This is a genomic window from Methanobrevibacter olleyae, assembly GCF_900114585.1.
GTDB lineage: Archaea > Methanobacteriota > Methanobacteria > Methanobacteriales > Methanobacteriaceae > Methanobrevibacter > Methanobrevibacter olleyae.
Genome location: NZ_FOTL01000005.1, coordinates 94,443 through 108,759, shown reverse-complemented (window position 1 = coordinate 108,759; position 14,317 = coordinate 94,443). Strand labels below are relative to the sequence as shown.

At 26.1% G+C, this 14,317-nt stretch carries 12 protein-coding genes; 7 read left to right on the top strand and 5 right to left on the bottom strand.

Annotated features, from left to right (window positions below; genetic code table 11):
* The coding region (locus BM020_RS09790; protein WP_234970502.1) for a hypothetical protein at nucleotides 1-183 on the top strand (183 nt) is incomplete at its 5' end.
* Nucleotides 184-513: 330 nt separating this feature from the next.
* On the opposite strand, the gene BM020_RS02670 is transcribed toward BM020_RS09790, so the two are convergent.
* On the bottom strand, nucleotides 514-1,260 hold the full coding sequence (locus BM020_RS02670; protein WP_067146517.1) for a 4-phosphopantoate--beta-alanine ligase: 747 nt from the start codon (nucleotides 1,258-1,260) through the stop codon (nucleotides 514-516).
* 241 nt (nucleotides 1,261-1,501) lie between these two features.
* Between BM020_RS02670 and BM020_RS02665 the strand changes: the two genes are divergently transcribed.
* The gene (locus tag BM020_RS02665; protein WP_067146515.1) at nucleotides 1,502-2,002 is read left to right on the top strand and encodes an SseB family protein; all 501 of its coding nucleotides are present in this window, start codon (nucleotides 1,502-1,504) and stop codon (nucleotides 2,000-2,002) included.
* Nucleotides 2,003-2,059: 57 nt separating this feature from the next.
* Entirely contained in the window at nucleotides 2,060-2,539 is a 480-nt protein-coding gene (locus tag BM020_RS02660; protein WP_067146513.1) for a hypothetical protein, read from the top strand.
* 170 nt (nucleotides 2,540-2,709) lie between these two features.
* On the opposite strand, the gene uvrC is transcribed toward BM020_RS02660, so the two are convergent.
* Nucleotides 2,710-4,554 carry an excinuclease ABC subunit UvrC gene (gene uvrC / locus BM020_RS02655; protein WP_067146511.1) on the bottom strand — a complete coding sequence of 615 codons (1,845 nt, stop codon included), beginning with the start codon at nucleotides 4,552-4,554 and terminating at the stop codon, nucleotides 2,710-2,712.
* Nucleotides 4,555-5,067: 513 nt separating this feature from the next.
* Between uvrC and BM020_RS02650 the strand changes: the two genes are divergently transcribed.
* A complete protein-coding gene (locus BM020_RS02650) occupies nucleotides 5,068-6,156 on the top strand; it encodes a hypothetical protein (RefSeq protein ID WP_074798107.1) in 1,089 nt (362 codons plus the stop codon).
* Nucleotides 6,157-6,207: 51 nt separating this feature from the next.
* Here the strand turns inward: BM020_RS02650 and BM020_RS02645 are convergent, their stop codons facing one another.
* Entirely contained in the window at nucleotides 6,208-6,468 is a 261-nt protein-coding gene (locus BM020_RS02645; protein ID WP_067146507.1) for an NADH-quinone oxidoreductase subunit I, read from the bottom strand.
* A gap of 157 nt (nucleotides 6,469-6,625) precedes the next feature.
* Here BM020_RS02645 and BM020_RS02640 point away from each other — a divergent pair, with 157 nt between their 5' ends.
* A complete protein-coding gene (locus tag BM020_RS02640) occupies nucleotides 6,626-6,982 on the top strand; it encodes a hypothetical protein (protein ID WP_067146505.1) in 357 nt (118 codons plus the stop codon).
* Between the two features lie 259 nt (nucleotides 6,983-7,241).
* Entirely contained in the window at nucleotides 7,242-7,712 is a 471-nt protein-coding gene (locus BM020_RS02635) for a tetratricopeptide repeat protein (protein WP_067146503.1), read from the top strand.
* A gap of 202 nt (nucleotides 7,713-7,914) precedes the next feature.
* On the opposite strand, the gene uvrB is transcribed toward BM020_RS02635, so the two are convergent.
* Nucleotides 7,915-9,873, bottom strand: coding sequence for an excinuclease ABC subunit UvrB (gene uvrB / locus BM020_RS02630; RefSeq protein WP_074798105.1), 1,959 nt, complete (start codon nucleotides 9,871-9,873; stop codon nucleotides 7,915-7,917).
* 591 nt (nucleotides 9,874-10,464) lie between these two features.
* Here uvrB and BM020_RS02625 point away from each other — a divergent pair.
* Entirely contained in the window at nucleotides 10,465-13,200 is a 2,736-nt protein-coding gene (locus tag BM020_RS02625) for a hypothetical protein (RefSeq protein WP_143743938.1), read from the top strand.
* 286 nt (nucleotides 13,201-13,486) lie between these two features.
* Here the strand turns inward: BM020_RS02625 and aroD are convergent, their stop codons facing one another.
* On the bottom strand, nucleotides 13,487-14,170 hold the full coding sequence (aroD, locus tag BM020_RS02620; protein ID WP_067146497.1) for a type I 3-dehydroquinate dehydratase: 684 nt from the start codon (nucleotides 14,168-14,170) through the stop codon (nucleotides 13,487-13,489).
* Nucleotides 14,171-14,317 lie beyond the last annotated feature (147 nt).

Here is a 14,317-nt window from a genome sequence, read left to right as displayed (position 1 = left end):
ACTAAAGGAAAACCACGAGCTAAAAAGACAATAATATTTAAATTAAAAGGAAAAACCTACAAGGTCAAAACCAATAAAAGAGGAAAGGCAACACTAAAAATCAGAAACCTAAAGAAAGGAAATTATAAGATTTACACACAATACGGTAAATCAAAAATAAAAAACACAATAAAAATTACATAAAAAAAAGATAATGAGGGTAAACACCCATTTATCTTTTTTTTACTTTTTTTTAAAGCTTTAAAATTAAACACCTATTTTTTTAAATAATAATAAATGGCTTTATTTAAATCCTATTCACTTTAAAGCCATTGCTTATCTTTATAAAATATTTTTAAATTAGCTTAAATTCATTTTTACAGTTAATCTAAAGTTCCTGATTTTTGCAGAAATTCTTTAAAAAAGATAGATTTCATAATTTAAATAAGCTTTAAACAATACCAATTAACTATAAAATAAGATTTCAACAAGCCAAAAAAAATATTTTAAAAAATAAAAATTTAATTATTCTATTTATTTTAACTCTATTGCTGCTAAAGAGTCTTTAAGGTTTTCTTCATTAGAGAAATTATTAACAATCTTTTCTAAAAATTCTTTATCATATGCTTTTCCAGACTCTTTAAATTCATTAGCTATTTTAGTCATTAGTGGAACAGCTCTTACAATATTATCTACAATTGTTATAGTAGACATTTTAGCAGTTCTTGAAACTGGATTTAAATCAATAGCTATTATTTTTTTACCATTTTGAACTAAAATTTCTGCTCTATCACCATCTTCAAGAGGTACAAGCATAACATCTGCAGTGTAACTACCTTCTTCACTAGCTGTTGCTCTTGGGCTATTGAGGTTATCTATATATGCTAATTCCTCATCATTTCCTCCAAGAATCTTTTCCCATCCTCTTTCTTTAAACATTTTAGTAATTATTTCAACTCTTTCAGGAGTTCTATAGAATAAATTTATTTCAATTTTAGAATTAGTTGCCTTTGCAAGTTCAATGATTTCATCAATAGCTAGTGCAGTAGTATTCCCATTTACTGATAAAACAGGATTTTTAGCAAGATAAATAGTTGCTACTGCAGCTTCACATGCTTTTTTAGCAGTTTCTGTAGTTTTTTCTCCAATCAAATAATCAAAGGCTTCCCCTCTACCATGAGCAATCATTCCAGAATCTGCAAGGTAACCTTCTTTTAAAGCATTTTTTACTTTATCTCTTAATAATAATGATTCATAACGTGGATGAGTTTTTGGTATCATAATAGATATTATATTTAAATTGATTAATAAAATATTGTATTTATTGTTTTATTTTTATTTGAAGTAAATGTTGTGTTTTACTGTTTTATTTTTATTTGATGTATTTTTATTTTTTATGATTTTTTTTATTTTATGTAGTTATTTTTTGTATTGTTTTTTATATGATAAATTATAAATTATTATTAATTGTTAATTAATTAAATTAAAATTTTTAAATAAAACAATATTTGGAGAAAATTTTATGGATGAAAGAGTTGAAAATCCGGTACTTAAAGAAATTATTAAAACTGCACCTGAAGATATGGATGAAGAACAATTAGAATCCTTCGTAGAAGCATTTATGGAAGCAAGGTTCATTATTCCAGCTGAATTAAAATCAGATATTGCAGCTCTTGAGGGAAAAACAGATGAAGAAATAGCTTTAGATGAGGAAATTGATTTTGAAATCATGAGGCTTGAAGATGAAGAGGGAAATATTTTATTCCCACTTTATACTGATGATGATGAGCTTGAAAAATTAGATTTTGAAGTTTATGGTTTAGTTATTTCAGCTGAAGACTTTGCTCATCTGTTATATGAAATTGACGAGGATGATTTTGATGGGGTTATTATTAACCCATTCCATGAAAATGCTGTTGAACTTCCTTTAGAAGCTATTTTAGAGCTTTTTGATATAGTTGAATGTGATGATCCTAACTGTAATGACCCAAACCATCACCATCATCATGGCAATGAACATTAGTTAAATGATTTTGATTTATGGTGGATTTAGAAGAAAAGCATTAGTTAAATGATTTTGATGTATAGCAGATTTAGAAGAAAAAACAATGATTTAATAGTTAAAAAGCCAAGTGAAGATGTTATAAAAGCTCATAATGAAGCAGAAATCATTATAAAAGAGAACAATATAGATAGGTTTCTTTTAAATATCTTTTTAGATAAAAAAGGAATAAATCGTTTCAACACTAGACCTAGTCTTATTAATGAATTTTTATCTTCAAATTGGTTTTTAAATCTTGATTTAAAATGTCTTCTTCAAATCAATAATGAATCAAAAAGGGTTCACACAAATGTTTATCTTAAATCAAAAGAGCTTATTTTTAAAGAGGCTATTAATAAAATAGATGATATTATAGTTAATTTTGACAGTATTACTGACTGTTCTATTGATGATAAGAAATGTCTTTTAATCTGTGGTGATAGCTCTTATAAAGTTATGTTTAGCAATAAAAACTTAGCTAAGCTCTTTTTTGATTATTTAAGTAAAAATATTGAATAACAGTAAATCAATAAATAATTTGATATATAATTATCTAGATAATTGATTGAACTATTATCTATTTCTATTCATTATTTTCCATGAAAGCTAGATAATTAATTGAACTATTATCTATTTCTATTCATTATTTTCCATGAAAGCTAGATAATTGATTGGACTTTTATTTATTTCTATTCATTATCTTCGCCATTAAAGTAATTATAAACATTGCTGGCTACTTTTTCATTCATTCCTTTTACTTCACTAATTTCTTTTATACTTGCTTTTTTAACACCATCTAAATCTTTGAAGTGTTTTAATAGCTCTATTTTTCTTTTTTTACCTACGCCAACAATATTGTCTAGTGGGGATTCTTCAATTTTTTTAGACCTTAGCTTTCTATGGTATGTAACTGCAAATCTATGTGATTCATCTCTAACTTGTTGTAAGAGATGAAGTGCTTCATTATTTTGAGGAATTTTTATTGGAAAACTGCTATTTGGGATATAAATTTCTTCAAACTCCTTAGCAAGACTGATTATAGGTATATGATTAAGTTTATATTCATTTAAAACATCAACTGCCATTCCTAATTGTCCTTTTCCCCCATCGATAACTATAAGATTTGGCTCATCCCCTAGTTTTAATGGCTCGACCTTTTCAGTTTCTGACTTTTTATTTTTAATATCTTCTTCATTAATTCTTAGCTTATCATAATGTTCTTTAAGTGGTTTTAAACGCCTTTCTAGCAATTCTTTCATCATGGCAAAATCGTTAGGTCCGGGAGTGTTCATTTTAAATTTTTTATATTGCTTTTTATTAGGCTTGCCATCTAAAAATGAGACTTTAGAACCTACTGCTAGCTTTCCAGAAATATTTGAAATGTCATAGCCTTCAATTACCCTTGGAAGTTTCTCTAGTTTAAGATATTTCTTAAGTTCAATCATAGAGTTTTCCATTTTTTGCTTTTGATTTTTAATGATATTTGCATTCTTACTTGCCATTCTTACAAGTCTAAGCTTATTTCCTTTTTGAGGAACTTTCAGAGATACTTTATTTCCTCTTAAATCACTTAACCATTCTTCAATTAGTTCATTATCAGGAATTTCTTCTTCAAGTAATATCTCTTTAGGAATATGCCTATTTATTCCATAGTATTGTTTAATGAATGCAGAGATAACTTCATCAGATCTGGTGTGTCTTGATCCATCCATTAAGAAATCATCCTTTCCAACTATCTTACCACTTCTTATGTTCATTACCACCACAACGGCATTTTGAATAGTGTATGAAATAGCTATTATATCTTGGTCTAAGTCGTTTTCAAACTCTACAAATTGTTTTTTCATCACTTCATCGATAGAATTAATTTGGTCTCTTATTATAGCTGCTTTTTCAAATTCCTCTTTTGAGGCAGCTTCTTTCATTTCGGATTCTAAGTCTTTTATGATTTTATTATATTTTCCCTGGAAGAATAGATCAATCTTTTTAATATGCTCTTGATATTCTTCTTTTGTTATTTGGCCATTGCAAGGGCCATAGCATAGGTCAATTTGGCTATTTAGGCATGGTCCATTCATTCTCTTACAAGTTCTTATTCTAAACAATTGTTTTAAGAACTTTACAGTTTGACGAACTGCAGTTACATCTGTAAAAGGACCATAATATGTGCCAGTCTTTCCTATGTTTCTTGTTATGACAATTTTTGGAAAATCTTCATCAGTTAATTTAACATATGGATATCTTTTATCATCTTTTAGGCGAATATTATATCTAGGTCTATGTTTTTTAATTAAGTTTGCTTCAAGGATAAGAGCCTCTTTTTCAGAGTTTGTTACAATGTACTCTAGGCTATTGAAATGACTCATCAAAACTTGAGTTTTAGCTCTATCAAGATTTTTTTGAAAATAAGATTTCACCCTATTTTTAAGTGATTTTGATTTTCCTACATAGATGATTTCCTCATTTTTATCTTTCATTATATATATTCCAGGCTTTTGAGGAAGTTCATCAGGTGAGTTTACTTTAGTTGACATTTTATTACCGTGATATAATAATTTTTTTATTTTTAAAATTTTAATTCATTTAGATTATTAACTTTTTTTATTTTTAAAATTTTAATTCATTTAAATTATTAACTTTTTTCATTTTTAAAATTTTAATTCATTTAAATTATTAATTTATAATATATTATTATTTATTTAATATTTTTATAGTTTTTTAATAAAGATTTAAACTTGTTATTTTGATGTTTATAGTTTTTTAATAAAGATTTAAACTTGTTATTTAGATTTTTATTTCTAATTTTCCTATGTATCATTATTTAATCATAAGTTTTTTAAATTAATTTGATTAAACTCTTAAAAAGTATACATTTTTGAAAAATAAATACAAACCCTTATATACTAAAAATATTAAAGTAACTTTAGAAAATAAAAATATTTTAAAGGGAATAGATTAAAAAATTAAATTATTTAAAGGAATTAATATGAACTTAATAACTATAAAAAAGAATATTTTCTAAAATAAAGTGAAATAAGGTGGGTGTTATGTCACGAACTATTTTTCAAAAAATAACAAGCTCATTATGGATTTTGATATCTTTTATTCCATTTTTCAATGGTTTAGGATTTGTATATCTGGGAAATAAAAGAGCAAACTCTAGCTGGTTTTTAGAAGGTCTGCTGTATGAACTACCTTGGATAGTTGGAATAATCACCATCTCAAATATTTCACTAGCTAGTCTGTTTATCACTTTAGCAGTTTTGGCACAAATTGTTTCTATAATAAGGTCAATTATGCTAGGTTTTAATTACCAAAAAATCCTTGATAAAAGCAGTGAAATAGATAAGAGCTTTGGAGATAAACTTGGAGATTTAATTAATTCTTTATGGGTTTTAATTTCATTTATTCCATTTTTAAATGGTGTAGGATTAATATTTAAAGGAAAAAGCTCTTCAAAAAAATCATGGATTATAGAGGGAATGATTTATGAGATTCCTTGGATTGTTGGATTTTTAACTTGGAATATTCAGCTAATAAGATTCATTGCATTTGAAATAGCAGTTGTTTTCTATTTTGTATCTATAGTTAGATCAATAATGGTAGCTAGTGAAGTAAAACCATTATATGGGAATGAAAATGATTCATTTAGTAAAGAGCCTAAAGACAAGGATACTAGAGAAGCAAAGATTGAAGAAGAGAAAACTGTTGATGTAGAAGATAATGATGGAGCTATTCCGGCATTCCATTTTTATGAAAAGAAATTTAAAGACTTAGAAGATATTTATCCTTCAAAAGAGAAAAACACAATGGAATTAATTGAAAGACGTTTTGCCCCTCCTCAATTGACTTATACAAGATTTAAAAAAGTTGTTGATGATTCTCATGAAACATTTTATAGTCAACTGAATTCAGCATATAATATATTGGATTTAAGTACTGAATATAGCAGCAAGGTAGAAGAGGAGCTTAAAAATAAGATAGTTGTTTTAAATTCAATTATTAAAGGATTGGATAAGCTTTCTGAAGAATTGGTTCTTAATATATCCCAAGTTGAATCTGAATCATATGATGAATTAGAGGAATTATTTGATGAATTCTCAAGAGTCACCAGTTCTGTAAAGAATTATGAATAGTTTTTTTTAATCTAATTTATTTTTAAATCTTTTTTGATTTTTAATTAGTTTTTATGGGAAAATCATTATTGCATTTTTTGGGCATATATTGGTGCAATTATAACATTTAATACATTTACTAGGTGTAAAATACCATTTTCTATTTTTCTTATCCACTTGAATAGCTCCTCTGGGACAAATGATTTCACATTTTTTACATAAAATGCATTTTTTGCCATTAGCTCTAATTTCTCCATTTATTTTAACAAGTCTTGTTAAAGATTTTAATAATGATGGACTGCTACATCCTCTAAATCTAGCTCTAGCTCTCATTCACATACCTCTATTTAAATTTTTTTATTTTTTTACTATTTATGCATATAGTAATATTAAGGCATACCTAAATATATACTTTTCTTTTAAAGAATTTTTATAAAAATTTATTAAAGAGAGGAAATATATTTATCATTGGAACTATTTGAGTGATAATATGACTATGAAAACAGCTAGTGATTTGAAATTTAGTGATGAATATGAATATTTAACATTTGATTTAAATCAAGAATTCTTACTAGGTGAATTAGAAGGGGAAGAAATAAGAGATAAAATGATTTCTGCTCAAGAGATTTTGGATAATCATTTAGAAAACAACTATAATGCTGGAGATGAAATTGGAATAGATAATCCCTTTGAAGATCCTATTTTAAGAAAATTTATTAAAATTAATGACGTAACAGATGAAATGTTGGATATAATTTATTATCAATATCAAATCAATAAAGAAGTTTATAAATTTGTTACAATGACTGAACCTCCTGTAAGAGGCCGTATTTTAATTAAGGAATAGTTTTTTTTATCTTAATTGTTTATTTTGATATTATTCTCCATTATTTTTTTATTTCATTATTTTCATTTTTAACATTTTATTTTTTTATTTTAATTTATTTTATTAATCATCTCTTTTATATTTTATAGCTTTTATTAATTTTAAAAATATTACGCTGTTATCATAAATTTTATTAACACGTGTTAATATAATATAAAATAAGAGATTATTATAATTAAGATTATATTCTTCAATTTATAATTCTTATACCGGTGATTTTATGAATTTTGATGAATTGATGGAGAAAGGAAATCAATTAAGAAAAGAAAATAAGTATGAAGAAGCATTAGGTGCTTATCAATCAGCATTAGAGATTGATAGTAAACGTCCTGAAGCTTGGAATATGAAAGCAAGTACTTTAGGCCTTTTAAATAAAACTGATGAAGCTATTGAATGCTTTGATAAATCATTGGAAATTAATATGGAAAATGACGAAACTTGGTTTTTAAAAGGAATGACTTTATTTGCTGTAAACCGTTTTAATGAAGCAAATGCTTGTTTTGATAGGGCAATAAATTCCAATCCTCAAAACCCAACATATTGGAAATATAAAGGCATGGTTTTAAGTCAATTAAATCAAAATACAGATGCTTTAAAATGTTTAGATAATGCATTAGAATTAAATCCTGATGATGAATCAATCATTATCTTTAGAAATACTGTTTTGCAAGATATAGAAAAAGAAGAATAAATATTAAATATTTATTCTTTTAAATTTTTTATTTTAACTACTTTTAGCCTATTTTAGATTTTTTTTAATTATTTTAACTACTTTTAGCCTATTTTAGATTTTTTTTAATTATTTTAACTACTTTTAGCCTATTTTAGATTTTTTTAAATTATTTTAACCATTTTAGATTCATCTGTAGGGTTTTATCCAAAAATTGTTTTAACTATTTTTTAATGCTCTTTAAAGCCACAATTTGATCTCTTAAAATTGCAGCTCTTTCAAAGTCTAAGTCATTAGCAGCCTCTTTCATTTCTGATTCTAAATCTTTAATTAACAATTTAAGCTCATCTTTAGGCATACCTTTAAGGTCATCTCTTGAAGGGGTTTTCTTAGTAGATGGCTTTTTATCTTTAAGAGTTCTGTAGGTAGATTGTGGAGTGATATTATACTTCTCATTATATGCCATTTGCAATTTTCTTCTTTTATTTGTAATATCAACGGCATTTCTAACAGAATCTGTCATATCATCAACATACATTAATACTTCACCATCTACATTTCTTGCAGCCCTTCCAATTGTTTGAATAAGGGAGGTTTCAGAACGTAAAAACCCTTCTTTATCTGCATCTAAAATAGCTACAAGCCCTACTTCAGGTAGATCTAATCCTTCTCTCAATAAGTTTACACCTACAAGTACATCAAACTCTCCACGTCTTAAATCATCAATAATTTCCACTCTTTCAAGTGTATCAATTTCAGAGTGAAGATATCTGACTTTAATGCCTATTTTAGCATAATAATCAGTTAAATCTTCAGCCATCCTTTTAGTTAAAGTAGTTACAAGCACCCTTTGGTCTTTAGCTACTTTATTTCTAACTTCTCCAAGTAAATCTTCGACTTGCCCTTGAACGGGCCTAATTGTTATTTTAGGGTCAACAAGTCCGGTTGGTCTGATAATTTGCTCTACTAGATTTTGACTTCTGGATATTTCATAAGCTCCAGGAGTAGCTGATACATAAAGAACCTGATTTTGAGAGGCTTCAAATTCATCAAAACGTAAAGGCCTATTTTCTTTTGCAGAAGGTAATCTAAAACCATATTCTACAAGAGTTTCTTTTCTTGCTCTATCTCCATTGTACATTCCTCTAATTTGTGGAACCGTTACATGAGATTCATCAATAATTGTTAAGTAATCATCTGGGAAATATTTAAGCAATGAATAAGGCATATCTCCCCAATTTCTTCCAGATAAATGCATAGAATAGTTTTCAATACCTGGACAATAGCCCATCTCTTCTAGCATTTCTATATCAAAACGGGTTCTCTGTTCTAATCTTTGAGCTTCAAGATATTTCCCAGTTAGATTTAACTCATTAAGCCTTGATTCAAGCTCATCATTAATATCTTTTAAAGCTTGATCCATTCTATCAGCACCTACAACAAAGTGCTTAGCTGGAAATATCATATATCTTAGAATAGATTCTTCTTTTTTGCCGGTTACTGGGTCAATTATGCTAATTGCATCAATTTCATCACCAAATAATTCAATTCTTATTGGTGGAGTTCCATGAACTGGATTAATTTCAATTACATCTCCTCTTACTCTAAACTGACCTCTTTCAAATGCAATATCATTTCTTTCATACTGCATAAAAATAAGTTTGCGAATAATATCTGAACGGTCGTAAATATCACCTACAGATATTGAAAATGCAAATTCCCCATAATCTTCAGGTGAACCTATACCATAAATACAACTTACACTACTAACTACAATAACATCATCACGAGATAGTAATGATTGTGTAGCAGAATGTCTCATTATATCTATTTCTTCGTTTATTGAAGCTTCTTTATCGATAAATGTATCTGTTCTCGGTACATAAGCTTCAGGTTGGTAGTAATCATAATAGCTAACAAAGTATTCAACAGCATTATCTGGGAAAAATACTTTAAATTCCTCGTATAATTGTGCAGCTAATGTTTTATTATGGGATATGATAAGTGTTGGTTTTTGAACTTTTTCAATAATATTAGCCATTGTATATGTTTTTCCAGAACCAGTAACACCTAGCAGTGTTTGTTCATGAAATCCTTTTTTTATTCCATTAGATAAGGATTCAATAGCCTGTGGCTGATCACCTAGTGGTTTATATGGAGATTTAAGTTTAAATTCTTTCAATTTATCACCTAATAAGTTAAAAATTTCTATTTAAGATTATAAATTCATTTATTTTTATTAAATTAATTTAGTATATACTATTTTTAGTATTGTTTCTTATAATTATATCTATTATGGATAGATTTAGTTTTTTTTTTAAATAGATTTTTATATCTATTATGAATTAGTTTTTTTTTAAATAGATTTTTATATTGCTGTTATGATTTTCTATTATGAATTTTATTATATTTTTTTTTTTTTAATCATTTTGGGATTTTAACTTATATTTTTATTATAATATGATGATAATATGAAAAATTATTCCTATATTTAAGCTAGTAAACTAAACTTTAATTAAATAAAACAAAAATGATATATATTATAATAAAAAAATTATATAATGTATATATTATTATTAAGTGATAAATTATTATTATTTAGAAATAATTCTTAATTTAATAAATTTAGAAAACCTAGAATAGTCACTTGATAATTATATAATTTAAGTTCTAAGATTTAATTAATTAAATAAAATAATCAGATAAGATAGTTTAATTAATTAATAGAATTTATGTATTGACTGAAAGATTCTTTAAGGAGGATACAAAATTTATGAAATGTAATAAATCATATATCTTATTGATTTCATTGATATCGATATTCATATTGTTAGGTTTAAATGCAGTTTCAGCTACAGATGATATGAATAATCAATTATTAGCTGATAATTCAGCACAAGATTCAGTAATTGGTGGCAATGATGATATTGATAATAATATGAATGGTGTTAAGGATTTATCTCAAGGAAAAAATACTGAATATTATACTAGCTCTGGTTCTGGTGATGATAATTTTGTTGGAGAAAACAATGAAGATTATATTACTGGCTCTAGCTCTGGTGAGGATAACCTAGCTGAAGATCCATCAGATACCACTATTGAATCAGAAAATGGAACATTTAAATATGGTGAAGATATTAAAATCAACGTTAGTGTAAAAGATAATGAAAATAATACTATCAATATTACAAAAGATAACCTTGAAGTATTAGAAAATGACAATAAACTGGATTTTACTTTAGATAATGAGTCTAGAATAGTATTAAATCAATTGCCTATTGGTGAACACATTCTCAACATTAAATTTTTAGCTAATGGAACTTATCTAGAAAGTGAAACCACTAGTAATATAACTGTTGTTCCAAGTGCCACTACCATTGAAGCAAGTGACTTAAATGTTAAAGTAGGTTACGATATAATAATCAGTCTTCTTATAAAAGATGAGTTCAATAATACTGTTGGATTTAAAAAGGAGAATATCATTATCTATTGTGATGAAGAGGAAATTAACTTTACCCTTACAAATTCTGGTATTAATTTAACTGGTCTTAAAGAGAAAGAGAATTATGCAAGCGGTGCCGTTTATACCATTAATATTACATATTCAGGTAATGAAAATTATACTGGCTCTGAAAAAAATATCACTGTAACAATTCTTGCTAATAATACTATTAATACTAATGATACATTTAATGTAAATAATCATACTAAAAATGTTACTGTTCCTATTAGTGTTACAAATACTAATATAAATGGCACAAATGTCACTGTTACTACTTTAAATTTAACTAAAGATGATATAAAGTTAATCCTTGAATATAACAATGGTACAGATAATATTAGTGATGAAATCAATGAATTTAACTTAACTGGTGAAAATGGTACTTATACTATTAATTTCAATACTGCTAAATTAAACAATAGTAAATTAACCATTATTTATGCAGATGGAACTATAAATGAAACTAATAAAACAGTAACTTTAAAAGGGGTTATTGGAGCATATATTGTTCCTATTAATGTTAAAGTAGATTATCAATCTGGTGAATTTAAGTTCCAAGTACTTGACTCAGTGACTAATTTACCATTAAAGAATACAATTATTAAAGTGGGGGGAGTTATTTTCCATACTTTTACTGATGGTTCATCAATGTCTCCATCAAAAGAATTCACTACAGATAACAATGGATATATTGTAATTAAAAATATTAATTTGTTTAATACCTATGATTTTACAGGAGCATTGTATAATTTTACTTCTCTTCCAGTAGGTAAGTATAATCTTAGCTTTAAATCTAGTGATGATTCTTTAGTTTTAGATGATAAGTCTGAAATTACAGTAAATAAAGTTAAAGCTAAAATCATAGCAGCTAATCTTGTAGGTGAATTTGGTAATGTTTTAACATATAGCTTTAAGCTTGTTAATGCTAAAACTAATGAAGTAATTAAATTAGCTAATGTTCAATTTAGAATAAACTCTTCAAATATTGATGCAGTTAGAAATGGAACTACTAATATGTCTGGAATTTATACTTCTCCTAGTTTAAATTTATATGCTGGCAATTATAGTATAATTCTTAGATCATTAAGCAGTAATGTAGACTGTGATTCAGTTAAAAAGACTTTAACTGTCAATAAAAGAGTAGCTACTTTAACTGCAAGTAATAGAAATATTTTATATGGTTCTGCTCCTATTGCAATTGTTAAGGTAACTGATAAAAAAACTGGTAAAGTTCTTGCAAATGCTTATGTTTTAATAAGAGTTTATGTAAATGCTAAAAAAACCACTAACTTTGCTGTAATGACTGATTCTAAAGGATATGCAAGATTAATCACTAAGTTAGCAATTGGAAAACATAAAATGTTTATAAGTGTATTAGATAACAATTTCAAATCAAGCACTCTTAAAAGATATGTTAATATTAAAAAGACTAGTGGTAAGTTTAGTGCTTCTAAAGTAAGTACCTATTATAAATCTGGAAAACTTTTCAAAATTAAATTAACCAATTCTAAAAATAAAGCAGCAATGTATGGTGCTAGTATGAATATTAAAGTATTTATTTCTAAAAATAAATACTATAATTATACCGGTGCTACCAGTGCAAATGGATTAGTTCAATTTAAAATACAATATAAACCAGGTACTTATAAAGTTGTAGTTAGCTCTAATGATAAAGGTTATAGTGCAAAATCTATAACTCGCCAAATTAAAGTTAGCAAATCTCCTATCAAGATTAGTCCTAAATCTTTAAAGGTTAAAAAAGGCAAATACTTTAAAGTTAAGGTAACTAGTAAAAAGAGTAAAAAACTGCTTTCTGGTGTAAAGGTTAAAGTAAAAGTCTACACTGCTAAAAAGTTTAAAACTTATACTATTAAGACTAATAAAAAAGGAATTGCAAGTTTGAAGATTAGGCAAAAAGTTGGAAAACATAAAGTAGTTCTTAGCCCTTCAAGTACTAATTATTATAAAGCAAGTACTGTTAGTAAAACTTTAAAGGTTACTAAATAATGGTTTTATACTTTAAACAAAATTAATTATTCAATTAAGAGATTCTTCTCTTAATTCTTTTTTTTATTTTTTAAAACAGCTTTACTGTCTTAATCTATTCAAATCTATTTTAAAAAGAGGATATTTATTTTTTTTAAGATTAAGTAAACTTTTAATGGGTTTAATTATTTTATTTTTTTAAAATTTTAATGATTTACATATTTTATTTTTTAAAAGAATTTAGTAAAATTTTAATGATTTACTTATTTTATTTTTTAAAAGAATTTAGTAAAATTTTATGATTTAATCATTTTAAATCGTCTGTATTGATTAAATCACTATTAAGTAATGTTTTCATAGTATCAATATCTATTTGGCCTGGAGCAGTATTGTCATTAACTACTGCAAAGGTAAATGGTGAATTGAATTTAGAAGCAATCACTCTTGTATAGCTACCTAATTCTCCCATAGAGATAGCTACAGTATTATCAAAATGAGATAAAATAGGGAGAATTGTTAAAGTATCTTCAAGTGAATTTGGCATTACAGCTATTTTTGCAATGTCTCCAAGCTCTTTTTCTCGAATAACTATATCCATCAATATATCAAGATCTGGGGTTTGTTTAAAGTTATGATAAGAAATAATGGTTTTAACTCCGGTATCTGTAATTGATTTAATAAGCTCTTTATCTGTTTGAAGCTCAATATCAATATAATCAGCTAGATCAGCACATTCTCTTAATATAGCTACTCTCTCTTCATCACTTCCTCTAAAAGATCCGCCTTCTTTGCTGGTTCTATTTGTAGCTATTATTGGAAAATCAATTTCTCCTATAATCTCCTTAACAGTTTGGGGATTGGGGTTTTCCATACCATCAATTCTTAACTCAAGAATATCTGCACCTTTTATAATACATTCATTAGCTACCTTTAATATGTTTTCTTTGTTCTTTTGAAAAATTGGAATAACTATTTTAGTTTCACTATACATTTTTAACCTCATTATAATGTATTAAAGGGTTTTGTTAAATATTTTTTATTTCAATGTTTTTATATCTAATTATATATTTAAATTATCTAATTAAATACTTAATTGATTTTGAAGTCTTTTTAATAAATAATATCAATATTTTTAAAT